This window comes from Paraburkholderia sp. USG1 (assembly GCF_031570135.1).
Classification (GTDB): Bacteria; Pseudomonadota; Gammaproteobacteria; order Burkholderiales; family Burkholderiaceae; genus Paraburkholderia; species Paraburkholderia dioscoreae.
Genome location: NZ_JAMWXW010000026.1, coordinates 25,774 through 48,455 on the forward strand (window position 1 = coordinate 25,774; position 22,682 = coordinate 48,455).

The 22,682-nt window shown below is 64.1% G+C and carries 18 protein-coding genes; 9 read left to right on the forward strand and 9 right to left on the reverse strand.

Features of this window, described 5'->3' with window-relative positions; translation table 11 throughout:
• Positions 1–87: 87 nt before the first annotated feature.
• Positions 88–504 (forward strand): DoxX family protein, encoded by a 417-nt coding sequence (locus NE850_RS28535; RefSeq protein ID WP_310699706.1) that lies wholly within the window; start codon positions 88–90, stop codon positions 502–504.
• A 78-nt stretch (positions 505–582) separates the two neighbouring features.
• Here NE850_RS28535 and NE850_RS28540 read toward each other — a convergent pair whose 3' ends face one another.
• Entirely contained in the window at positions 583–1,002 is a 420-nt protein-coding gene (locus NE850_RS28540) for a PaaI family thioesterase (RefSeq protein ID WP_165184968.1), read from the reverse strand.
• 210 nt (positions 1,003–1,212) lie between these two features.
• Between NE850_RS28540 and NE850_RS28545 the strand changes: the two genes are divergently transcribed.
• The gene (locus NE850_RS28545; protein ID WP_007175927.1) at positions 1,213–1,851 is read left to right on the forward strand and encodes a ParA family protein; all 639 of its coding nucleotides are present in this window, start codon (positions 1,213–1,215) and stop codon (positions 1,849–1,851) included.
• A 142-nt stretch (positions 1,852–1,993) separates the two neighbouring features.
• Here NE850_RS28545 and panD read toward each other — a convergent pair whose 3' ends face one another.
• The 4 genes from panD to NE850_RS28565 all read right to left on the reverse strand — a co-directional run bounded on the left by panD (position 1,994) and on the right by NE850_RS28565 (position 4,517).
• Positions 1,994–2,380, reverse strand: coding sequence for an aspartate 1-decarboxylase (panD, locus tag NE850_RS28550; RefSeq protein ID WP_007175926.1), 387 nt, complete (start codon positions 2,378–2,380; stop codon positions 1,994–1,996).
• Positions 2,381–2,430: 50 nt separating this feature from the next.
• A complete protein-coding gene (panC, locus tag NE850_RS28555; protein WP_165184970.1) occupies positions 2,431–3,264 on the reverse strand; it encodes a pantoate--beta-alanine ligase in 834 nt (277 codons plus the stop codon).
• Between the two features lie 187 nt (positions 3,265–3,451).
• Positions 3,452–4,327, reverse strand: coding sequence for a ScpA family protein (locus NE850_RS28560; RefSeq protein WP_165184972.1), 876 nt, complete (start codon positions 4,325–4,327; stop codon positions 3,452–3,454).
• A gap of 4 nt (positions 4,328–4,331) precedes the next feature.
• Complete coding sequence (locus NE850_RS28565; protein ID WP_007175923.1) at positions 4,332–4,517, reverse strand: DUF3460 family protein; 186 nt, start codon at positions 4,515–4,517, stop codon at positions 4,332–4,334.
• 412 nt (positions 4,518–4,929) lie between these two features.
• On the opposite strand from NE850_RS28565, the gene NE850_RS28570 reads away from it, so the two are divergent.
• Together NE850_RS28570 and NE850_RS28575 are read left to right on the forward strand one after the other, a co-directional pair.
• Positions 4,930–6,765, forward strand: coding sequence for an autotransporter assembly complex family protein (locus tag NE850_RS28570; RefSeq protein WP_165184974.1), 1,836 nt, complete (start codon positions 4,930–4,932; stop codon positions 6,763–6,765).
• A 28-nt stretch (positions 6,766–6,793) separates the two neighbouring features.
• The gene (locus NE850_RS28575) at positions 6,794–11,125 is read left to right on the forward strand and encodes a translocation/assembly module TamB domain-containing protein (protein ID WP_165184976.1); all 4,332 of its coding nucleotides are present in this window, start codon (positions 6,794–6,796) and stop codon (positions 11,123–11,125) included.
• Between the two features lie 156 nt (positions 11,126–11,281).
• Here the strand turns inward: NE850_RS28575 and metG are convergent, their stop codons facing one another.
• Positions 11,282–13,417, reverse strand: a complete 2,136-nt coding sequence (gene metG / locus NE850_RS28580) for a methionine--tRNA ligase (protein ID WP_165184979.1) — start codon at positions 13,415–13,417, stop codon at positions 11,282–11,284.
• A 374-nt stretch (positions 13,418–13,791) separates the two neighbouring features.
• Positions 13,792–14,445: an OmpA family protein gene (locus NE850_RS28585; protein ID WP_165184982.1), complete on the reverse strand. Its 654-nt coding sequence runs from the start codon at positions 14,443–14,445 to the stop codon at positions 13,792–13,794.
• A 349-nt stretch (positions 14,446–14,794) separates the two neighbouring features.
• On the opposite strand from NE850_RS28585, the gene apbC reads away from it, so the two are divergent.
• The 5 genes from apbC to NE850_RS28610 all read left to right on the forward strand — a co-directional run bounded on the left by apbC (position 14,795) and on the right by NE850_RS28610 (position 20,711).
• The gene (gene apbC, locus NE850_RS28590; protein ID WP_165184985.1) at positions 14,795–15,883 is read left to right on the forward strand and encodes an iron-sulfur cluster carrier protein ApbC; all 1,089 of its coding nucleotides are present in this window, start codon (positions 14,795–14,797) and stop codon (positions 15,881–15,883) included.
• A gap of 271 nt (positions 15,884–16,154) precedes the next feature.
• A complete protein-coding gene (locus NE850_RS28595) occupies positions 16,155–16,688 on the forward strand; it encodes a superoxide dismutase family protein (RefSeq protein ID WP_165184988.1) in 534 nt (177 codons plus the stop codon).
• Between the two features lie 346 nt (positions 16,689–17,034).
• Positions 17,035–17,604 carry a dCTP deaminase gene (gene dcd / locus NE850_RS28600; RefSeq protein ID WP_007175915.1) on the forward strand — a complete coding sequence of 190 codons (570 nt, stop codon included), beginning with the start codon at positions 17,035–17,037 and terminating at the stop codon, positions 17,602–17,604.
• 87 nt (positions 17,605–17,691) lie between these two features.
• The gene (locus NE850_RS28605) at positions 17,692–19,977 is read left to right on the forward strand and encodes an arginine/lysine/ornithine decarboxylase (RefSeq protein ID WP_165184991.1); all 2,286 of its coding nucleotides are present in this window, start codon (positions 17,692–17,694) and stop codon (positions 19,975–19,977) included.
• Between the two features lie 2 nt (positions 19,978–19,979).
• Positions 19,980–20,711, forward strand: coding sequence for a lysozyme inhibitor LprI family protein (locus NE850_RS28610; RefSeq protein ID WP_165184993.1), 732 nt, complete (start codon positions 19,980–19,982; stop codon positions 20,709–20,711).
• Positions 20,712–20,747: 36 nt separating this feature from the next.
• Here NE850_RS28610 and NE850_RS28615 read toward each other — a convergent pair whose 3' ends face one another.
• Together NE850_RS28615 and NE850_RS28620 are read right to left on the reverse strand one after the other, a co-directional pair.
• The gene (locus NE850_RS28615; protein WP_310699709.1) at positions 20,748–21,674 is read right to left on the reverse strand and encodes a bestrophin family ion channel; all 927 of its coding nucleotides are present in this window, start codon (positions 21,672–21,674) and stop codon (positions 20,748–20,750) included.
• A gap of 70 nt (positions 21,675–21,744) precedes the next feature.
• Positions 21,745–22,587, reverse strand: coding sequence for a DMT family transporter (locus tag NE850_RS28620; RefSeq protein WP_165184998.1), 843 nt, complete (start codon positions 22,585–22,587; stop codon positions 21,745–21,747).
• Positions 22,588–22,682 lie beyond the last annotated feature (95 nt).

Sequence of the window (22,682 nt, forward strand, 5' to 3'; positions counted from 1 at the left end):
AACTGGTTTTTCGCTTCGTACGGTTCGAATAGAGTGCAGGCATCGACGGCCGTTTCCGTGCTGTCTCTCTCTCTTCAAGGACCTGTCATGAACCCGAACCGTTCTGCCGAGCTTGCCGCTTTACTCCTTCGCGTCGCTCTAGGCGTGCTCTATCTCGCCCACAGTCTGCAAAAGATTTTCGTCTTCACGCTGCCCGGCACGGCGCAGTTCTTCGTCTCGCTCGGCTTGCCGGGCTGGCTCGGCTACGTGACGGCATTCGTCGAACTGTTCGGCGGCATTGCGCTGCTGCTCGGCGTGCAGGTGCGCTGGGCCGCGCTGGTGCTGCTGCCGTTCATGCTCGGCGCGATGTCGCAGCATCTCCACAACGGCTGGGGTTTCGCGTCGCCGAACGGCGGTTGGGAATATCCGGCGTTCTGGGCCGTGACGCTGGTGGTGCAGTCGCTGCTCGGCGGCGGGGCGCTGGCGTTCGGCGGGGCGAAGGCGCCGCGGGCGGTGGCCGCCTGAGCGGTTGGCTGCTCCCATGAAAAGGCACGCGCCGCAAGGCCGCGTGCCTTTTTTATGGTACCGCGTCCCTTTCCCTCGTCAATACAACACGATCTGCGTACACCGGAACAGCGCCATCGTCTTGCCGTTCGGATCGGTGACCGTGGCATCCCACACCTGTGTGCTGCGCCCGAGATGCACGCTCTTTGCGACTGCACGGATCGTCCCCTCGGTTGCCGTGCCGAGAAAATTGCTTTTCACCTCGATGGTCGTGAAATTGCGCGCGGTCTCCGGCAGATGCGCGAGGCAGGCGTAGCCGCAGGCGGTGTCGGCGAGACCGATCACGGTGGCGGCATGCAAAAAGCCGTTCGGCGCGAGCAGTTCCGTGCGCACGGTCAATTCCGCGATCAGCACGCCCTCTTCCAGCGACACGACATGCACGCCCAGCAGGCCTGGCAGCGAGCCTTTCTGGCGTTCGTGGAGGCGTTCGACGGTGTATTCCGGGCGCAGTTTGCTCATGAGATTCGGATCCTGGTTGAAGAAATCGGCAGCGCACAGCGGCTAATTAGCCGTTTGGGGGCTTCGGCCAGCGTGCATTTGTCGATATTATCAACGGCTGGATCGGCAAGTGGATCTGAAACCAATGCGGATCCGGGCACACTTGCGCATGTCAGACCCAATACGCGGCAAACCGGCTGGCGGCAGCCAGCCTTCTTTCCGGGAGAATTCATGACGGTGATCGTGGTGGCGAATCCGAAGGGCGGCGTGGGCAAAAGCACGCTGTCCACCAATCTGGCCGGCTATTTCGCGGCGGCCGGCGAGTGGGTCGCGCTGGCGGACCTGGACAAACAGCAGTCCGCGCATGCGTGGCTGTCGCTGCGGCCCGACACGCTGCCGGCCATCGAAACCTGGGAAGTCAATCTGGACGCGCCGGTCAAACCGCCCAAGGGACTGGAGCATGCTGTCATCGACACACCGGCCGGGCTGCACGGCAATCGCCTGAATATCGCGCTGGATCTGGCCGACAAGGTGATCGTGCCGCTCCAGCCGTCCATGTTCGATATTCTCGCCACCCAGGAATTCCTCGAGCGGCTGGCCAAGGAGAAAGCGGTCAGGAAAGGCGCAATTGAAATCGGCGTGGTCGGCATGCGCGTGGATGCGCGCACGCGCTCGGCGGAGCAACTGCATCGCTTTGTCGAGGGGCTGAAGTTGCCGGTACTCGGCTTTTTGCGCGATACGCAGAATTACGTGCAACTGGCGGCCCACGGGCTGACCTTGTGGGACGTGGCGAAAAGCCGGGTGGAGAAGGATCTGGAGCAGTGGCAGCCGATCGTCGAATGGACTAGCGGGGCGGGAAGGAAGGGTTGAGGCGGCAGGGCCGGCGGCTGTGTGCCGCCCGCCAGGTCGAGTCCCCGCGCGGTGAATTCCCCAAGGAATTCCTTGGGGGCGCACGCGTGGCGGACATCTGACAAACTGCTAGCGAACTTGCCAGCAAACTACTACTGCGCGTTCAGGTCCAGTTCTGCGTCGGCACGTGATCGCGGCTGCCCTTGATCCTGTTGTTGTCGTCCACGAACACGAGGTCCGGCTTCCAGCCGGCCTTCAGCTCCGCTTCGTCCACCACTGCGAACGCCGCGATAATCACCAGATCGCCCAGCTGCGCGCGCCGCGCCGCCGATCCGTTCAGCGAGATCATGCCGCTGCCGCGTTCACCCTTGATCGCGTAGGTCGAGAAACGCTCGCCATTGTTGATGTTCCAGATGTCGATCCGCTCGTTTTCGACGATGTTCGCCGCTTCCAGCAAATCTTCGTCGATCGCGCACGAACCTTCGTAGTGCAGTTCGCAATGCGTGACCGCGACGCGGTGAATCTTCGACTTCAGCATGTTGCGTTGCATGACCAATCCTGTGTGATTTCTTTGCGTGTCTACGTCTGCCTAAGACGGCTTCAGATTTCGAGGTTATCGATCAGACGGGTGGCGCCGAGCTTGGCGGCGGCCAGCACCACCAGTTCCGCATTCGCGTCTTCCGGACCCGGCGGCAGCAGATTCGAGCGCTTGCGCACGGCGATGTAGTCGGGCTGCCAGCCGCGTGTGGCGAGCGCCGCCATCGCCGCCCGTTCGATTTTCGCGAAGTCGCGCTCGCCGCCAAGCACCGCTTCGCGCACCTGATTCAGTTCGGCGGCCAGCCTCGGCGCCTCGGCGCGCTCGGCGGACTGCAGATAGCGATTGCGCGAGCTGAGCGCGAGGCCGTCGGCATCCCGCACAGTTTCGGCGGCAATGATGTCGGTGGGCAGCGCGAACTGGTTGCACATGCGGCGCACGATCATCAACTGCTGGTAATCCTTTTTGCCGAACACGGCAACGCGCGGCTGCACGCACGACATCAGCTTCATCACTACCGTGCACACGCCCTGGAAGAAGCCCGGCCGGAATTCGCCTTCGAGGATATCGCCCAGATCGTGCGGCGGATGCACGCGGTACTCCTGCGGCTCCGGATAGAGGTCTTTTTCCGTCGGTGCGAACAACACGTAGACGTTTTCCTTCTGCAGCTTCTCGATGTCCGCTTCCATCGTGCGCGGGTATTTGTCGAAGTCTTCGTTCGGACCGAACTGCAGCCGGTTGACGAAGATGCTGGCCACCACCGGGTCGCCGTGCTGACGCGCGAGACGCATCAGCGACAGATGGCCCTCGTGCAGATTGCCCATTGTCGGCACAAACGCGGTGCGATTCTGGCCGCGCAACTGGTCGCGCAATTCATGGATCGAGCTGATGACTTTCATGATCGGACAGGGATTTCCTCGCGCGGCGCGAGACTGGGTGGACGCAAAACCCTAAGGAATCGCGCGGGCCGCCGCCTCACTGGTAATGACAGGTTCGGAGCGCGGGATTGTAGTGGATTTGGACGGCTGCCGCACCGAAAAGAGGCACCTTCTCCCGGCGAACGGAATCGAGCCCCGTTTGAGGGTGTCAGGCGGGCAAATAGGCGAGGCGCACATAGATCGGCGCGAACGGTTCCGCCTGGGTGATTTCAACGAGCGATTCGCGGCACAGCTCAAGCACGGCGATGAAATTCACCACGACCACCGGCACGCCTTTGCTCGTGTCGAACAGGTCGGAGAATTCGATGAAGCGCGCGTTTTGCAGCTGCCGCAGGATCGAGCTCATATGCTCGCGCACCGAAAGCTCCTCGCGCGAGATTCTGTGATGCTGGACCAGCTTGGCGCGCTTGATCACGTCGGCCCACGCGGCGCGCAGGTCTTCGCTGTTCACGTCGGGAAAACGCGGCGTGATGCTTTGCTCGATGTAGACCTCGGCGCGCAGGAAGTCGCGCCCGAGTTGCGGCAACTGGTCGATGCGCTGCGCGGCGAGCTTCATCTGCTCGTATTCGAGCAGGCGCCGCACCAGTTCCGCGCGCGGATCTTCGGCTTCCTCGCCGCTGTCCGCCTTCTTGACCGGCAGCAGCATGCGCGATTTGATTTCGATCAGCATCGCGGCCATGAGCAGATACTCGGACGCGAGTTCGAGATTGGTCTGGCGCAACTGGTCGACGTAGCCGAGGTACTGCACCGTGACGTCCGCCATCGGAATGTCGAGCACGTTGAAGTTCTGCTTGCGGATCAGATACAGCAGCAGATCCAGCGGGCCTTCGAACGTTTCGAGAAACACCTCGAGCGCGTCCGGCGGGATGTACAGATCCGTCGGCATCTTGAAGAGCGGCTCGCCGTACAGGCGTGCAAAAGCGATGCCGTCGACGGTGTCGGGTGTCGAATCGGTGGCGGGCGCGGCCAGCGCGGCGTCGGCGGGGGCCGGCGGAGCGCCGTGTGCCTCGTCGGCGTGACTCACGCGCTTAGAAGTTTTGATAGTACGAGTAAGGCGTCTGTTCCACGCGCGAGGCTTTCTGCTCGGCGCGTTCTTCGAGATCGATCGGCTGTTTGTCCCACAGCAGCGCGCGGCCGCGGCGCTGCTCGGCTTCCAGGTTGGGCTTCTGTTGCTTGAGCTGGTTCAGGAACTGGGTGATGTCCGATTGATACATGGCTCGACGTCCGTGGTATGGGAATTGGCGGCCACCCGGCGGTCATTCGCCGGACACCGCTGCTATCCCGCAATTTTACCGCATGCGCGGCGCGCGGGCGAAAAACGGCGGCAGCGCCAGGTGGCCGGCGCACGAAAATACCCGGAACCCGCGCGGCGCGGTGTGCGTCAAAGGCGGGCGCGTCGCCGACCAGGCGGCGTGCATCCGTTGTATTCCCTGGGTTCGGTGCGGGCGTCAGGGTCTTCGCTGGCGTGTTGCGCCGCGCGCGAATCTGGCGGCGAGGCCCGCCCGCACGCGGCGCACCCCTTTTTAGAGATCTCGCGGCATCATGCCGATGTGGTCAAATAGCGAGCTTCGGCCGCCGCGGCGCGCCTGAGCGACGGAATTCATCAACCACGGCCGGAGGTCCTGTTTGGCGGGGTGTGCGATCGACAAGCCGCGGCTGCGGCGCGGCAAGGCCGGTTTCCGGCGTGGGCCTCGCACGCCCATGCGGCACTGGCTGCGCGCGTGGCTGGCATTCGGTCTCGTCATGTTGACGCTGGCGGCCGGCCACGCTCACGCCGCGAAAGCGGCCGCCAGCTACAAGGTCGATATCGAAGCCACGCCGCGCTCGCTGCGCAAGCTGCTCGAAGCGCATCTGGATATTGCGCGTTTCGCCAAACGCCCCGACATCAGCGACGACCAGTTCGAGTTTCTGATCACCGCCACGCCTCAACAGGTGCGCGATCTGGCTTCCACGCAGGGTTATTTCACGCCGGTCGTGCGTACCGACGTGCGCACCGTCGACGATACGAAGCGCGTCACCGTGAGCGTCGATCCCGGGCCGCAAACGCTGATCTCGTCGATTTCGCTGTCGTTCCGCGGGCCGGTGCTCACCGAAGACCCGGCGCAGGAGAACGCCGCGCGCTTCGCGTTTTCGCTGCACGAAGGCGACCCGTTTTCGCAGGGCGGCTGGGACGATGCAAAAAACGCGTCGCTCAAGGCCTTGCAGGCGCGCCGGTATCTGGGCGCGAAGATTTACCATTCCGAGGCACGCGTCGATCCGCGCACACACGAGGCGAAACTGTCGGTCACGTACGAAAGCGGGCCGACTTTCACGATGGGCAAGTTGGACGTCTCCGGCACGCGGCGCTACCCGGAACAGATCGTCGACAACGTGAACCCGATTTCGGTGGGCGATATCTACGACGTGCAGCGCGTCGCCGAATTGCAGCGGCAACTGCAAAACACGCCGTACTACGCGAGCGTCGCAATCGACGTGGATAGCGACCCCGCCAAACCGGTCGAGACGCCGATGCACGTGAAGGTGTCGGAATATCCGTACAACAGCATTCGCGGCGGCGTGGGTTATTCCACGGACAACGGTCCGCTGGTTCAGGGCTCCTATTCGTACCTCGACACTTTCGGCAAAGCCTGGCCGTTCACCGTCGAGGGCCGCGTCGACCAGATCCAGCAGTACGGGCAAATCGAACTCTCGATGCCGCCGGGGCGGCGCGCGTGGACCAATAGCATGCTGGCTTCCTACACCACGACCGACGTTTCCGACACGCGCATCTACAGTATCCGTGGCGGCGTGCAGCGGGCCCGGACCTCGCAGTTCATCGACTACAACTACGCGCTCCTGTTCTATCAGGACCGGCTCGACCAGAACGCGGCCGCGCCGACCACGAGCCGCGCGCTGGTGCCGTCCTGGTCATGGACCCGGCGCAACACCGACGACCCGCTGTTCCCGCGCAAGGGCAACCTGATTCACGTCGAGGCGGGCTTCGCGGTCAAAGGGGTGCTCACCGACCAGACCTTCATTCGCGGTTATGCGCGCGGCCAGCAGTACCTGCCGATCGGCAAGGAAGACCTCGTGCTGATTCGCGCCGAACTGGGCGGTGTGTTCACGAGCGGCCCTTCGAGCGGCATTCCGGCTTCGCTGCTGTTTCGCGCGGGCGGCTCGAATTCGGTGCGCGGCTATGGCTATCAGAGCATCGGTAACAACGTCGACGGTTCGGTGCTGCCCACCAAGTACCTCGTCACGGCGGCGGCCGAATACCAGCATTGGTTCAACCACGACTGGGGCGCTGCTGCGTTTTTCGATGTCGGCACCGCCACGGATACCTGGGGCGAAAAAGTCTTTTATCCAGGCGTCGGTGTCGGGGCACGCTGGCGCAGCCCGGTCGGCCCGGTCAACGTCGATGTCGCCTACGGGATCCGCAACCGCAGCGTGCGGCCGTATCTGACGCTGGGCATCGCCTTCTGATGGAAACCTGCTTCCCCATGATCCACGCATGACCACGGACGTTTCCGCCCAACCTCCCGCCCAGCCGCCGGGTGCTCATCCGCCAGGAGAGCCGCCAAGGCAGCCGCCGGGACAGCAGCCGCCACCCGAAGGGCCTGCGCCCAGGCGCCGGCTCGGCCGGTTGCTGCTGAAATCGCTCGCGTGGACGGTGGCCGTGGTCGTGTTGTTGCTCGCGTTGGCGGCGGGTTTGCTATACGGCGCGCTGACCACGGAGCGCGGCACCGCCTATGCGTGGCAAGCGGCGGTGAAGCTGTTGGGCGGTAAGCTGAGCGGCACGCTTGAAAGCGGCGCACTCGCCAACGGCCTGCAATTGCGGCAAGTGCGCTGGCGCAGCCTCGACGGCAGCGGCACCGATATCCAGATCGATCGCGTGGCGGGCCGCTGGGCGCTCGCGCGCCAACCGTGGCGCTTCACGGTCGACTATCTGCATGTCGGCACGGTGGACGCGCGCATCGGCGCTTCGTCGTCGAGCAGCGGGCCGATGAAGCTGCCGCAAGACCTGCGCTTGCCCATCCAGCTCGACATTCGCGACGTCCAGGTCGACAAACTGTTGCTGCATCAGGGCGCGTCGACGACCGAATTCTCGCGCTTCGTCTTTCATGGACGCAGCGACGGTCGCCATCACGAGGCCGCGATCGAGCGGCTCGACACGCCGTTCGGCGCGGTGACGGCGGCCGCGAAACTCGACGGCGTGCGGCCGTTTCCGCTGAGCGGGGACATCGGCTATTCGGGCAAGGTCAACAACGAGGCAGTGCAGGTGGGCGGGCATCTGAGCGGCTCGTTAGAGAATCTGATCGCCGAGCTCGACGCGAGCGGCATGAAACTCGCGGGTCACGCCAGGGTCGAGGCCGAGCCGTTCGGCGACGTGCCGCTACAGCGCGCCACGCTGACCTTCGATCACATCAACCCGCAGGCGTTTTCGCCGGGTGCGCCGCAGGCCGATCTCGCCGTGCGGGCAGAGTTGCAGCCGGTCGGGCAGGGGGCGGCGGAGGCGGCCGTGTCGGGGGCGAGTGGGGCGAGTGGGGCCAGCGCGGCGCAGCGCGCCATTGCCGCAAGCGGCGAACACAGCGCTCAGCCCCGCGCGTCAGGCAAAAGCACCGCCGGATTCGCGGTCGCCGGCCACGTTTCGATCGTCAACGCCAAGCCCGGCGCGATCGACCAGAACCTGCTGCCGCTGATCGATGCCAACGCCGACGTGCGGCTCGACGCCCAGACGCAGCGCATCTCGAACCTGAACGTGCGCCTCGTGAAGAGCGCCACGCTCACCGGCGGCGGCGCGCTGAGCGGCAAGCACGGGCAGTTCGATCTGCAGGTCGCCGGGCTCGACCTGAATGCATTGCAGGCAACGGTGCGGCCTACGCAGCTTTCCGGTCCAATCAGTGTTCGTCTGAACGACGACGTGCAGAGTGTCACGCTCGATCTCGCGGACCCGAAAGCGGCGCTGCGCGCCCAAGGCAAGATTACCTTCGATCCCGCGCGGATGAGCTTCAACGACGTGCGCATCACGTCGGGCAAAGGCCGCATCGATCTCTCCGGCGCGCTCAAGCACGACGCGAATTCCACCTACAACCTGAAAGCGCAACTGACCGATTTCGATCCGTTGACGCTGACTTCGCAGATGCCGTCGCGCACGCCGGTGGCCGGCCCGGCACCGGCGGCGAGCAGTGCCGGAAAGAGCGGAACCGCGCAGGCCACGGCGCAAGCCGGCAGCACGGCTGGCGCAAAGAGCGCGGCGCCCGCCGACAAAGCCGCCGCCGCCGTGAAAAACACCGCGAAGGCAGCGGTCAGAACCGAAGTGGCCCAGCGCAAAACGCCGGCGCCGAAACGCGGCGCGCCGCCTGCCCGCAAGATCGAGGCGCGCGTGAACGGCACGCTCAGCGCGGCCGGCATGCTCGGCCCGGTCTTCACGACCAAGGCCGACTTCAAGCTCGGTCCGAGCGTGTACGACGGCCTGCCGCTGACCGGTAGCGGCACCGTCCAACTGGCGGGCTCGCGAATCCTGCCGAGCCGCGCGAACCTCTCGGTGGCGGGCAACCAGGTGGATGTGCAAGGCAGCTTCGGCGCGCGTGGCGACCGGCTGAAGTTTCGCGTCGATGCGCCGGAACTGGAGCGCCTCGGCTTCGGTCTGGCGGGGCTCGTCGCTGCCGATGGCGACATCACCGGCTCGTTCGCGCATCCGAATGTGGTGCTGAACTACAAGGCGGACAGCGTGGTGTTCAGCAGCAACCGCATCGGTCATGCGGAAGGCCACGCGGAACTGCGCGACGGCGCGAACGGCGCGCTCGTCTTTACCACCGACGCACGCAATGTCAGCGCGGGCGGCGTCGATCTGAGCACGCTCACGGCGCGCTTGTCCGGCACGCGCGCCAATCACACGCTCGAGGCGGCGGCCACCGGCAAGCTGCAGGACCGTCCGCTCGATCTCACGCTCGCCGCCAACGGCAAGCTGACCGAAGCGCGCGAAGGCACGCGCTGGGACGGCACGGTCACCCGCTTGCAGAATCGCGGCACGCCGTCGTTCAATCTGGAGTCGCCGCTCGCCGTCAGCGCCGGGCCGCAGCACCTGACGCTCGGCGCGACGAGGCTCACGCTCGAAGGCGCGGTGCTGAGCCTGAAAACGTTCGCCTTCGACCACGGCAAGATTCAGTCGGCGGGCAGCCTGACTGACATTTCGGCCGTGCGCCTTCAGGATCTGCGGCGCCAGATCACCGGCGAGCCGCCGATCGTCAAAACCGACCTGGTGTTCGACGGCGACTGGGACTTCACGCTCGGCAGCACGGCGAGCGGCCACATCCAGCTGAAGCGCCGTAGCGGCGACGTTACGGTCGAGATCGGCCGGGGCCTCGCTTCCCTGGGCATTTCGGATATCAGCGCGCGCGCTGAGTTCAGCGGCGGCAACCGGCTCAACGCCACGGTGCATGCGCAGGCAAGCCGCATCGGCGTGATCGACGCCGACGCGCACACCACGTTGGTCATGCGCGACGGCTTCCTGACCGTCAACGAAGAGGGCGCGCTTACCGGCAATGTGAATGCCAATGTGCCGTCGCTGAAAACGACCGGCGGCCTGTTCGGTCCGAGCTATCTGCTCGACGGCCACCTCGCGCTCAAGCTCGCGCTCGGCGGCACGGTCGCCAAACCGAACCTGACCGGCTCGCTGCTCGGCGACGGAATTTCCGCGACGATGGTCGACCAGGGCGTGCAATTAAAGGATGGCGTGGTGCGTATCGCGCTCTCGCAGAATCTGGTCGACTTCCAGCAGGTCGAGTTTCACGGCGCGAGCGGCACGTTGCGCGCCACCGGGCGCGTGCGTCTGGACGGTGCCCAGCCGGACCTGACCGCGAGCATCGTCGCGGACAAGCTCGAATTGTTCGCGGCGCCGGACCGTAACCTGTCGCTGTCGGGCAGCGCGACCGTGGCGAACGGCGGGACGCTGGGCGGCATGGAGATCAACGGCAAATTCGTGGTCGATCACGCGTTGTTCGACATGCCGGAGCAGTCCGCGCCGAAGCTCGGCGACGACGTGGTGGTGGTGCGCCCCGACGGTTCGGTGGCGGGCGAGCGGCCGCGGCCCGTGGCGGGCACCAACAAGCCGATCGGCCCGTTCGCGCCGCGCGCCAATATTGACATCAACCTGGGCAACAGCTTCCGCTTCCGCGGTCAGGGCGCGGATCTGGGCCTGAGCGGTACGATCACCGCCATGAGCGCGCCGAATTTGCCGCTGCGCGCAGTGGGGAACGTGCGTGTCACGCCTGGTTCGACCTATACCGCGTTCGGCCGCAAGCTCAATATCGAAAACGGCTTCTTCACGTTCAACGGTCCGGTGGCCAATCCCGGCATCAACATCCTCGCCATGCGCCGCAATCAGCAGGTCGAGGCGGGCGTGCAGGTCACGGGCACGGTTCAATTCCCGACCGCGAAGCTGGTGTCCGAACCGAACGTGCCGGATAACGAAAAGCTCTCGTGGCTGCTGTTCGGTCATGGCACGGATCAGGGCAACAACCTGGGTCAACAGAGCACCATGACGACGGCGCTCGCGTTGCTCGGCAGCGCGAGCGGCAAGCGGATCGCGCAGACTTTCGGGCTCGACGAGTTCTCCATTGGGCGAAGCGAAGTCGGACTGACCGATCCGCAGGTGGTGATGGTGTCGAAGGCGATCAACGAGTGGCTCGTGATCGGCTACGAACAGGGGCTGCAGTCGGCGAGCAATGCGATCAAGGCGACCGTCAACCTGACGCGGTACTGGTCGGTTGCGGCTTATGGCGGCACGTTCGACGGCCTCGATCTGCTCTACACGCGGCGCTTCGACCGGATCCACTGGTGATGCGCGCGATGCGGGCTTGAATCTGCGCGGCCAGGCAAAAAAGGCACCGCAAAAAAAGTACGGCAAAAAAACGGCACAGCAAAAAAACGGCACGCCTTTTAGAGCGTGCCGTTTTTATTCGCGCCTGCAGCGCAAGCCGCCGCGCGTTTTGTTTCTTTACTTCACGCGCATGCCCGGCTTCGCGCCGCTATCCGGCTCGAGCACGTAAAGACCCGGTTCGGCTTTCTCGTCGGTGGCGGAGGCGGCCAGCACCATGCCTTCGGACATGCCGAACTTCATCTTGCGCGGCGCGAGATTGGCGACCATGACCGTGAGCTTGCCGACCAGTTGCTCCGGCTGATACGCCGACTTGATGCCCGAAAACACGTTGCGGGTCTTCTCTTCGCCGACGTCGAGCGTGAGTTGCAGCAGTTTGTCCGAACCTTCCACCGCCTTGCAGTCGACGATCTTCGCAATGCGCAAATCGATCTTCGCGAAGTCGTCGATCGAGATGACGCCGGGTGTTTCGTCTTTCTCGGCGGCGGCTGCTTTTGCTGCCTTCGACTTGCCCTTGGCGTCGGCCGGCGCGGCTGCTTCCGGCGTGGCTTGCAGCGAGTCGCGATTGGCGGCGAGCAGCGCTTCGATCTGCTTCGGATCGACGCGCGTCATCAGATGCTTGTACGCGTTGATTGGCCGGGTGGAACTGAGCGGCACGTTGGCGTCCGCCCAAACCAGCGGTTCGATGGCGAGGAAGCCTTCGACCGCTTCGGCGAGCTTCGGCAGCACCGGCTTCAGCGCCAGCGACAGCAGGCGGAACGCTTCTATGCTCACGCTGCACGTTTCATGCAGCGCGACGCCGTTCGCCGGGTCTTTGGCCTGATCCCACGGCTTGGCGGTGTCGACGTACGCGTTCACGGCGTCGGCCAGTTCCATAGTCTGACGCAGCGCGCGGTTGTACTCGCGGGCTTCGTAGTTCGCGGCGATTTGCGGCACGGCGGCGCGCAGCGAAGTGAGCAGCGGATGCTGCATCGCACTGTCCTGCACGCGGCCGTCGAAGCGCTTGATCAGGAAGCCGGCGGCGCGGCTCGCGATGTTCACGTATTTGCCGACCAGATCGCTATTGACGCGCGCCTGGAAGTCGTCGAGGTTCAGGTCGAGGTCTTCCATCGTGCTGTTCAGCTTGGCCGCGAAGTAATAGCGCAGCCATTCCGGATTCAGGCCCGTCTCGATCAGACTCTGCGCGGTGATGAAGGTGCCGCGCGACTTCGACATCTTCGCGCCGTCCACGGTCAGGAAGCCGTGCGCGAACACGTTGGTTGGCGTGCGGTGGCCCGAAAATTCGAGCATGGCCGGCCAGAACAGCGTATGGAAATACAGAATGTCCTTGCCGATGAAGTGATACTGCTCGGCCTTCGAACCCTTGCGAACCCACGCGTCGAAATCGAGGCCGCGTTTTTCGGCGAGGTTCTTGAAGCTCGCGTAATAGCCGACCGGCGCGTCCAGCCACACATAGAAATACTTGCCCGGCGCACCCGGAATTTCGAAACCGAAATACGGCGCGTCGCGCGAGATGTCCCAGTCGGCGAGCTTGGCTTCGCCGGCGTCGCCGAGCCATTCGCGCATCTTGTTGGTGGCTTCCGGCTGCGCCAGACCGCCCACCCATGCGCGCAGGAAATTCTCGCAACGCGGATCGGAGAGACGGAAGAAGTAGTGCGTCGAGGTCTTGCGAATCGGCGTGGCGCCCGAGACGACCGAGTACGGATTGATCAGTTCGGTGGGCAGATAAGTCGAACCGCATACTTCACAGCTGTCGCCGTACTGGTCTTTCGCGCCGCATTTCGGGCATTCGCCCTTGATGAAGCGATCCGGCAGGAACATTTCCTTGACCGGGTCATACGCCTGTTCGATGTCGCGCGCGTCGATCAGGCCTGCTTCCTTGAGCGCCAGATAGACGTTTTCGCTGAGAACGCGGTTCTCTTCGGAGTCGGTCGAATAGTAATTGTCGAACGAAATCCCGAAGCTGTCGAAGTCGCGCTTGTGTTCCTGCCAGACGCGGTCGATCAGCTGCTTCGGCGTGAGACCTTCTTTCTCCGCGCGCAACATGACGGGCGTGCCGTGCGTGTCGTCGGCGCCCACGTAGTAGACCTCGTGCCCGTGCATTCGCAACGTCCGGACCCAGATGTCCGTCTGGATATATTCGACCAGATGGCCAATATGGATTTGCCCGTTCGCATAGGGAAGGGCCGACGTGACGAGAATCTGGCGACGGCCTGACGGCGCGCCTGCGGAGAGATCGGTTGCGGGTGCTGACATAAGGATGGTGGGAGCCTGCGGTGGGACGAAACGTTGATTCTAGCAGGGCAGGCGCCCGGCGCGGGGCGGGCCGCGTGGGGCGGTGTGTCCCCGAGGGAACTCACGTGGTGTGTAAACCGAGCGCCCAAAAAAAACCGGGGCTATTAACCCCGGAGCAACAACGACAAGAGGAGAATGGTGACGCGGCGGCATCGCCAGCCACGTACCGTAAAGACAGACAGCGGATTTTCCGCAGAGTTCGAAATTTTTTTCGTTCTCGTGCGAGATTCCTGTTCTCCGCCTTTCACGGCTTTCTAAAGCATCACAATCGGCATCACGATCGCCGGCGATGCAGTTGCGGCGACCGGCTTTCTCAATCTCCCCTGGTTCTGTCTTTATTGCGTGGTGTGCTGAGCCGTTGCGCGCAGATAGATCTCCACGCGGCGGTTCGCTGCACGGCCGGCTTCGGTGTTGTTGTCGGCGATCGGCTGGGTTTGGCCCATGCCTTGTGCCGACAGGCGCTGCGGCGCGACGCCGCGCTGGCCCAGGTAGCCCGTCACGCTTTCTGCGCGGTTGACCGACAGCGTCTGGTTGTACGCCGGCTGGCCCGTGCTGTCCGTGTGGCCGACCACCTGAGCGATCAGTTCCGGGTTCTGTTGCATGGTCTGCGCCAGTTGGTCCAGCACCGGCGCGAACGACGGCTTGACTGCGTAGCTATTGGTGTCGAACGTGACCGAGCTTGGAATGTTCAGCTTGAGCGAGCCGTCCGGCTGTTCGGTGATCTGCGTGCCGGTGCCCTTCGTGGCGCCCGACAGCTTGTTGTGAATGGCCTGCCAGTTATAACCGGTGATGCCGCCCACCGCTGCGCCGACGCCCGCGCCGATCGCCGCGCCCTTGCCGCCGCCGAAGATTGCGCCCAGCGCCGCACCGGTGCCGGCGCCGACGCCAGTACCTACGGCTGTGTTGGTGCCCTGTTGGGTGGCGCAACCTGCCAGCAACGAACCGGCAACGGCAAAGACGGCCAGGCGAGTCATGATTTTTGCATTCATTTTTGATTCCTCTTGAGTGAAGCTAGTCAGGCGGAAAAGGCGGCGACAAGCGACAAATCTATACGGTGAGCATGACGGCGGTAAAGCCGTCGGCTCGATAATACGAGAAGTCCTACGCCTTATTCAGCCTCGGTCCGACAGTGAAGAAGGGTCTTCCGGCAGGGCGTGGCGCCAACCACTACAATAATGGCTGAAGCACGCAGCGATGCGGCCCCATTGCGTTCCGCCTGCCCGAAGGGTGCCCGGCACGCCGGGTTTTCGCAATGCTGTCTAACAATTTCTTTCAAATTCCGGCGCGTGGCGGAGGCTTCGATTCCGCTACGCCGCAAGTGTTCCCCACGGAGTCTCAATGAGTATCGATCGGGCTTTGGTCGACGCTGCCCTCGCGGCCGTCGCCGACCCCAACACCGGCCGACCGTACGCGGCGGCCAAAAATATCAAGAACGTCGCGGTGCAGGATGCCACGGTCAGCGTCGATGTGGTACTCGGCTATCCGGCCATGCGCCAATTCGACGCCATCCGCGCGCAATTCTCCGACGCGCTGCGCGCCGTGCCCGGTGTGGCCGACGCGCGTGTCCAGGTGTCGCAGCACATCGCGGCGCATACCGTGCAGCGCGGCGTGAAACTGTTGCCGAACGTCAAGAATATCGTCGCGGTGGCGTCGGGCAAGGGCGGCGTCGGCAAGAGCACGACGGCCGTGAATCTCGCACTGGCGCTGGCAAGCGAAGGCGCCTCCATCGGCATTCTCGACGCGGACATCTACGGCCCGTCGCTGCCGATGATGCTGGGTATCGTCGGCCGCCCCGAGTCGCCGGACGAAAAGTCGATGAACCCGATGACCGGCCACGGCCTGCAGGCCAACTCGATCGGTTTCCTGATCGAGCAGGACAACCCGATGGTGTGGCGCGGCCCGATGGCCACTTCCGCGTTGGAACAGCTGCTGCGGCAGACCAACTGGCACGATCTCGACTACCTGATCGTCGACATGCCGCCGGGCACAGGCGACATTCAGCTGACCCTGTCGCAACGCGTGCCGGTGACGGGCGCCGTGATCGTCACGACGCCGCAGGACATCGCGCTGCTCGACGCGAAGAAGGGTCTCAAGATGTTCGAGAAGGTCGGCATTCCGATTCTCGGCATTGTCGAGAACATGGGCACGCATATCTGCTCGAACTGCGGCCATGAAGAGCATATCTTCGGCGCCGGCGGCGGCGAGCGCATGGGCAAGGAATACGGCGTCGACGTGCTCGGCAGCCTGCCGCTCGACATCGGGATCCGCGAGCAGGCCGACTCGGGCAAACCGACCGTGGTGGCGGACCCGGAGGGGCGTATCGCCGAGATTTACCGGTCGATCGCACGCAAGGTGGCGATTCATATCGCCGAGCGGGCTCGCGACATGACGTCGAAGTTTCCGAACATCGTCGTCCAGAACACCTGAGAAAACGCCGGGCCGCCCCAAGTTTTCTCACCCCCCTCGGGGGGCTGGCGCGTAGCGACAGATTGGGGGGCGCTCCTGGAACGCCGGGCCGCCCCAAGTTTTCTCACCCCCTCGGGGGCCGGCGCGTAACGACAGGTTGGGGCCGTTCCTGACAGCCGTCCGGACAAGGGGTCAAGGCGTCTTTTTGCGCCTGGTCTCGCGGTATCATGTCGACTTCACAAGTTCGGCTCGGCGGCCGCAGGGGCGGCCGCCAGGCCGGCAAGAGGATCGCATGGGAAAACGAATCGACGGGCAGGCGGTGCATGCGTTCATCGTCCTGGCTGCCACCAGTGTGCTGTTATGCGGCTGTAGCGCGTTCCTGAGACCGCAGGAAAAACGTGCCGACGCTCAGTTGCTGCCCACCGTGGGCAATCAGGCGCGCGGCCTCGTCACGTTCATCGAGCGCTCGGACGGCGTGCAGGTCACCTACAATCTCGCGGGCATGCCGCCCAATAGCGACCACGCGCTGCAAGTGCACGAGCGCGGCGACTGCAACGCCGCCGACGGTTCCAGCGCGGGCCAGGTGTTCTCGCCAGCCGCGGAGCGGCTGAAAACCGGCGCGCGGGTCGAAGGCGATCTCGGCAACATTCACGCGGATGCGAACGGCGTGGCCACGGGCTTCATCGTCGCGCCGGACGTTTCGCTCGACGGCATCCGCTCGGTATTGCAGCGCGCGGTGGTGCTGCATCACGACGCGACTGATCCGTACGCCTACCCGCAGCATGGCGCAGGCCCCGCGCTCGCATGCGGAGTGATCCGCCAATGAGCGGCGCGCGCACCGCGTGTTCGCGGGCGAAGCAGCTCGCCGGCATTCGGCCAGGCGGCGTTCAGCAAGGGGCAGGTCACAGGACCGTTCTCAACCCTACCTGCGGCAGCATGCTCACGATCGCGTAAAATAAGCGCCTTTCGTTCGGCTGCCTCTTCAGCGCGACCGTTCCGCCTTATGGGCGGGGCACTCAGTCAAAGGGGCATAGGGCGCCCGAACGGCGTGCCGCCTGTCCCGCACCCCGAAGTCAGCGCAACGCAGGCGTGCAGTTAACCAAAAGTGACCCGGCACTTACCGGGTCGTAATCCGTCACACCCCTGTCATTCACGTCGAGCAGCGTTCACCTATGACTATCAAATCCGACAAGTGGATCCGGCGCATGGCCGAGTCGCACAAGATGATCGAGCCGTTCGCGCCCGATCAGGTTCGCGTCTCCGAAGACGGCCGGAAGATTGTCAGCTACGGCACGTCGAGCTATGGCTACGACATCCGCTGCGCCGACGAATTCAAGATCTTCACGAACATCAACTCGACCATCGTCGATCCGAAGAATTTCGACGAGAAATCGTTTGTCGACTTCAAGGGCGATGTCTGCATCATCCCGCCGAATTCGTTCGCGCTTGCGCGCACCGTCGAGTATTTCCGCATTCCGCGCAGCGTCCTGACCGTGTGTCTGGGCAAGTCCACGTATGCGCGTTGCGGGATCATCGTCAACGTGACGCCGTTCGAACCGGAATGGGAAGGCCACGTCACGCTCGAATTCTCGAATACGACACCTTTGCCTGCGAAAATCTACGCGAACGAAGGCGTCGCCCAGGTGCTGTTTTTCGAAAGCGACGAGATTTGTGAAACGTCGTACGCGGATCGCGGCGGCAAATATCAAGGTCAGCACGGCGTCACGTTGCCGAGAACGTGACGGCCGCAGCGTACTGAACCACCAGGCATACCGGGTGACCGCTGCAATTGACAGAATGCAGCGGTCGTTCTTTTTGGAGAATCGCCCATGAAGTTTCGTTTTCCCGTCGTCATCATCGACGAAGATTTCCGCTCCGAGAACATCTCGGGTTCCGGCATCCGGGCTCTGGCCGAAGCTATCGAGAAAGAAGGCGCGGAAGTGCTCGGGTTGACGAGCTACGGCGATCTGACCTCGTTCGCGCAGCAGTCGAGCCGCGCCTCGTGCTTCATCCTCTCGATCGACGACGACGAACTGCTGCCGTACGTCGATAACGTCGTGGTGGAAGGCGAGACGCCGGAACTGGCCGCCGCGATCGTCGCGCTGCGCGCGTTCGTGACCGAAGTGCGCCGCCGCAACGCCGACATTCCGATCTTCCTGTACGGCGAAACGCGCACCTCGCGCCACCTGCCGAACGACATCCTGCGCGAACTGCACGGCTTCATCCACATGTTCGAGGACACGCCGGAGTTCGTCGCGCGCCATATCATCCGCGAGACCAAGGTGTATCTGGATTCGCTCGCGCCGCCGTTCTTCAAGGAACTGGTGCAGTACGCGGACGAAGGCTCGTACTCGTGGCACTGTCCGGGCCACTCGGGCGGCGTCGCGTTCCTGAAGAGCCCGCTCGGCCAGATGTTCCACCAGTTCTTCGGCGAGAACATGCTGCGCGCGGACGTGTGCAATGCCGTCGACGAACTCGGCCAGTTGCTGGACCATACCGGTCCGGTGGCGGCTTCCGAACGCAACGCGGCGCGCATCTTCAGCGCGGACCACGTGTTCTTCGTGACCAACGGCACGTCCACGTCGAACAAGATCGTCTGGCACGGTACGGTAGCGCCCGGCGACATCGTGCTGGTGGACCGCAACTGCCACAAGTCGATCCTGCACGCGATCACCATGACCGGCTCGATTCCGGTGTTCCTCACGCCGACGCGCAACAACTTCGGCATCATCGGTCCGATTCCGCGCAGCGAGTTCGAGCCGGAAAACATCAAGAAGAAGATTCTGGCGAACCCGTTCGCCCGCGAAGCGCTCGCGAAGAATCCGGAGCTCAAGCCGCGCATCCTGACCATTACGCAAAGTACCTACGACGGCGTGATCTACAACGTCGAGATGATCAAGGAAATGCTGGGCGACTGGCTCGACACGCTGCACTTCGACGAAGCCTGGCTGCCGCACGCGGAATTCCACGAGTTCTATCAGGACATGCACGCAATCGGCGCGGGGCGTCCGCGCATCGGCGCGATGGTGTTCGCCACGCACTCCACGCACAAGCTGCTGGCCGGCATTTCGCAGGCTTCGCAGATCGTCGTGCAGGATTCGAAGAACAGCCGCTTCGACAAGCATCGTTTCAATGAAGCGTATCTGATGCACACGTCGACCAGCCCGCAGTACGCGATCATCGCCTCGTGCGACGTGGCCGCGGCGATGATGGAAGCGCCGGGCGGCACCGCGCTCGTCGAAGAGTCGATCGCGGAGGCGTTGGACTTCCGCCGCGCAATGAGCAAGGTCGACGCCGAATATGGCGACGACTGGTTCTTCAAGGTGTGGGGCCCGGATCAGTTCGCCGAAGAAGGCATCGGCTCGCGCGAAGACTGGATGCTGCGTCCGAACGATCCGTGGCACGGTTTCGGACCGCTCGCAGACGGCTTCAACATGCTCGACCCGATCAAGGCAACGATCGTCACGCCGGGTCTGGATATGGACGGCGGCTTCGGCGAGTCGGGTATTCCGGCCGCGATCGTCACGAAGTATCTGGCCGAGCACGGCATCATCGTCGAGAAGACCGGGCTGTATTCGTTCTTCATCATGTTCACGATCGGCATCACCAAGGGCCGCTGGAACTCGATGGTCACCGAACTCCAGCAGTTCAAGGACGACTACGACAACAACCAGCCGCTGTGGCGCGTGCTGCCCGAGTTCGTCTCGCATCATCCGATGTACGAGCGCGTCGGCCTGCGCGATCTGTGCGAGCAGATTCACAGTGTCTACCGCGCGAACGACATTGCGCGCCTGACGACCGAGATGTACCTGTCGAGCATGGAACCGGCCATGAAGCCTTCGGATGCGTTCGCCAAGCTCGCGCACCGCGAGATCGACCGCGTGCCTATCGACGAACTGGAAGGCCGCGTCACGTCGATCCTGCTGACGCCGTATCCGCCGGGTATTCCGTTGCTGATTCCGGGCGAACGCTTCAACAGGACCATCGTCAACTATCTGCGTTTTGCGCGCGAGTTCAACGAGCGCTTCCCGGGTTTCCACACGGACATCCACGGGCTTGTCGGCGAAACGATCAACGGGCGCATCGAATACTTCGTCGATTGCGTTCGCGGCTGACGATGCGGCGAGCGAAGTCCCCGTTGGGCGCCGGCGGCCCGCAGCGGGCGTTCTGTGCGCTGGCGCTGGCCGCGGCAGCGGTGTTCGGCGCGGCGTCGTTGCCGGCGCATGCCGAAGTCGCCGCCGCCGATCCGATCGACGCGTCGATGCGCGCTTGCCTCGCGCGCAGCGACATGTCGTCGACAGTGGGGCAGGTGCAGTGCATGGACAACGCGCGGATCGGCTGGAGGACCGCGCTGGACAACGCGTGGCAGCAGCTTCAGCAGAAGGTGCCGCCCGCGCAGCGCAAGCAGTGGGAAAAGAGCCAGGCGAGCTGGCAGGCGTCGCGCGATGCCGAGAAGCCGTTGCTCGCTGCGGTGTTCGCCACCACGCGCGGTTCCATGTACGTGCTCGCCGAAGCCGACATGCAGTTGCAGCCCGTACGCGACCGGGCGCTCGCGCTGCGCAGCGCGGTCGCGAAGGCGAGCGCCGGCGGCGATCCGCCGCGCCGGGTGCGCGCCTGCCGCGCGGACGCGCAGTGCGAACACGCCATGTTCGATCTGAACCGCTACTACCGCCGCCTGCAGTCGAAGATGCCGGTACGCACGCGCCCGACGCTGGCGCGCGCGCAGAAGGCGTGGACCGTGTACCTGAACGCCACGACGCCGGTTATCGACGAGCGCGGCCGCATCGATATCATCGGCGCGCGGGTGGCGACGCTCAAGCGTTTGTCGGAAACCGTCGGCAATAGTTGAGCGTGCGGTAAGCGGCGTGCTTCGGGCGAAGCACGCTCAATTGAGTATGTAGCCTTCCGCTTCCGGGCTCGGCAGCGGCAGAGCCGGTTCGCCGAGCAGGTCGCGCATGGCGTCCTCGATCACCATCGACATCGTGTGAAGCGCCAGGTCGTTGTCGTCGGTGCCGAAAGGCTCTTCGATCTGCGACGCGATGGCTTCGTGCGCCATGAACGTGTACGCCACGAACACCGCGAAAACGGGCGTAAAGATGCCGATGCTGTCCACCAGTCCGAACGGCAAGGACGCGCAGAAGAAGTACACCGTGCGGTGAATCATCACCGAATACGCGAACGGCAGCGGCGTCGAAACAATGCGCTCGCAGCCGCCGATCACATCCGAAATGCCATTCAGATTCCGGTCGAAGGCGATGACCGCCATCGGATCGATTGCGCCTGCCCGGGCGTGGCGTTGCACCCATTCGCCGAGATAGAGCATCAAGGTGGCCGGCTTGTACCGCGACGCCATGACGCGCTCGAAGAGGGCTTGCGGCAGACGTGCGGCGAGGTCTTCGCGCGGGTCGCTCTTGCGAAGCTGATGACGCAGCGCGTGAGGAAGGGCGCCGAGCGCCGTGAAAAGTTCCCTGACGTCTTCTTTCGGCAATGGCCGGACCGGCAACGTGAGCACCTGGCGAGTAAGCGAGCGCGACTCGTTGAGCAACTGGCCCCAGAGCTTGCGGGCTTCCCACCAGCGGTCGTAACTGGCGTTGTTCCTGAAGCCGAGAAACACCGCGAGCGCAATGCCTATCAGGGAGAAGGGCGCCGTGGTGTTGAGATTCAGCGAGATCGGCAGAAGGTGGTCGTGGGCCGCCACGGCTACGATCGAAATGCAGAAGATCAGGAAGAGCCGCGGGAGCAATTGCGGAAGGACTGAGCCTCGCCAGGCGAGCAGCATGCGAAACCAATGGAGATGCGGGCGGATGATCATTGGGGGTGGTTTTCTTGCCTGAAGCAGCGGGGGTTCTATTATCGCTTTTTTGTGTTTTTGATCTCGCCGCTCAAACTCCCAGACAAACCGCCCCGGCCGCAACGATCACGCACGCGAGCCAGCGCTTTGCGCTCACCGCTTCCCGCAGAAACACGCGCCCGATCAGCACCGCGAACACCACGCTGGTCTCGCGCAACGCCGATACCGCGCCCATCGCGCCCGACTGCATCGCCCAGATCACGATGCCGTACGCCGCGATCGACACCAGGCCGCCGACGAGCGACGAACCCACTGCGATTGGCGCCGCCCGTACCGGTGTCCACAGCGCCGCGAGTCCGCGCATCGCGACGAACAGCAGCGGCATCAGCCAGTAGAACAGGAACATCCACGCCGTGTAGGTGAGCGCCCGGCCTTCGGATAAGCGCACGCCGATGCCGTCGATCACGGTATAGAGCGCGATCGTCGCCCCGGTCGTCAGCGCGGCCAGCGCACCCGCGCGCGATACGCGCCCGCCTTGCAGCGCGATCGCGATGATGCCGCCCGATATCATCGCAATCCCGAGCGCGTGCAAGGCGCCGATCGCCTCATGCGCGAAAAGCGCGGCGCCGAGCGTGACGAGCAGGGGCGATGAGCCGCGCGCGATCGGATACGCTTGGGCCAGATCGCTGCGGCGGTATGCCCGCACGAGGGTCATGTTGTAGACGATATGCAGGAGCCCCGAGACGACGATATACGGCCACGCCGCGCCGGTCGGCCACGGCGTGAACATGACCACGAAGCTGGAGACCGTTGCGATGGCGATGCTCATCCACGTCATGGACAGGAAACGGTCGCGGTTGCCGTGAAGCATTGCGTTCCAACTCGCGTGGAGCAGGGCTGCAAGCAGAACGAGACCGCCGGTATAACTGAGCATGGGCTCTGGGCCGGAAAGGGTGTGGAAAATTACGCTTCGCGCGTGCACGCCGCCCATCGGCGCTGCAAGCAGGATATCTATCTTGTCGCTCGCTA

Bases quoted from the DNA above. Each gene is read 5' to 3' on its own strand.
- NE850_RS28535 (WP_310699706.1), top strand. From the start codon at position 88: ATGAACCCGAACCGTTCTGCCGAGCTTGCCGCTTTACTCCTTCGCGTC.
- NE850_RS28540 (WP_165184968.1), bottom strand. From the start codon at position 1,002: ATGAGCAAACTGCGCCCGGAATACACCGTCGAACGCCTCCACGAACGC.
- NE850_RS28545 (WP_007175927.1), top strand. From the start codon at position 1,213: ATGACGGTGATCGTGGTGGCGAATCCGAAGGGCGGCGTGGGCAAAAGC.
- panD (WP_007175926.1), bottom strand. From the start codon at position 2,380: ATGCAACGCAACATGCTGAAGTCGAAGATTCACCGCGTCGCGGTCACG.
- panC (WP_165184970.1), bottom strand. From the start codon at position 3,264: ATGAAAGTCATCAGCTCGATCCATGAATTGCGCGACCAGTTGCGCGGC.
- NE850_RS28565 (WP_007175923.1), bottom strand. From the start codon at position 4,517: ATGTATCAATCGGACATCACCCAGTTCCTGAACCAGCTCAAGCAACAG.
- NE850_RS28575 (WP_165184976.1), top strand. From the start codon at position 6,794: ATGACCACGGACGTTTCCGCCCAACCTCCCGCCCAGCCGCCGGGTGCT.
- metG (WP_165184979.1), bottom strand. From the start codon at position 13,417: ATGTCAGCACCCGCAACCGATCTCTCCGCAGGCGCGCCGTCAGGCCGT.
- NE850_RS28585 (WP_165184982.1), bottom strand. From the start codon at position 14,445: ATGAATGCAAAAATCATGACTCGCCTGGCCGTCTTTGCCGTTGCCGGT.
- apbC (WP_165184985.1), top strand. From the start codon at position 14,795: ATGAGTATCGATCGGGCTTTGGTCGACGCTGCCCTCGCGGCCGTCGCC.
- NE850_RS28595 (WP_165184988.1), top strand. From the start codon at position 16,155: ATGGGAAAACGAATCGACGGGCAGGCGGTGCATGCGTTCATCGTCCTG.
- dcd (WP_007175915.1), top strand. From the start codon at position 17,035: ATGACTATCAAATCCGACAAGTGGATCCGGCGCATGGCCGAGTCGCAC.
- NE850_RS28605 (WP_165184991.1), top strand. From the start codon at position 17,692: ATGAAGTTTCGTTTTCCCGTCGTCATCATCGACGAAGATTTCCGCTCC.
- NE850_RS28610 (WP_165184993.1), top strand. From the start codon at position 19,980: ATGCGGCGAGCGAAGTCCCCGTTGGGCGCCGGCGGCCCGCAGCGGGCG.
- NE850_RS28615 (WP_310699709.1), bottom strand. From the start codon at position 21,674: ATGATCATCCGCCCGCATCTCCATTGGTTTCGCATGCTGCTCGCCTGG.
- NE850_RS28620 (WP_165184998.1), bottom strand. From the start codon at position 22,587: ATGCTCAGTTATACCGGCGGTCTCGTTCTGCTTGCAGCCCTGCTCCAC.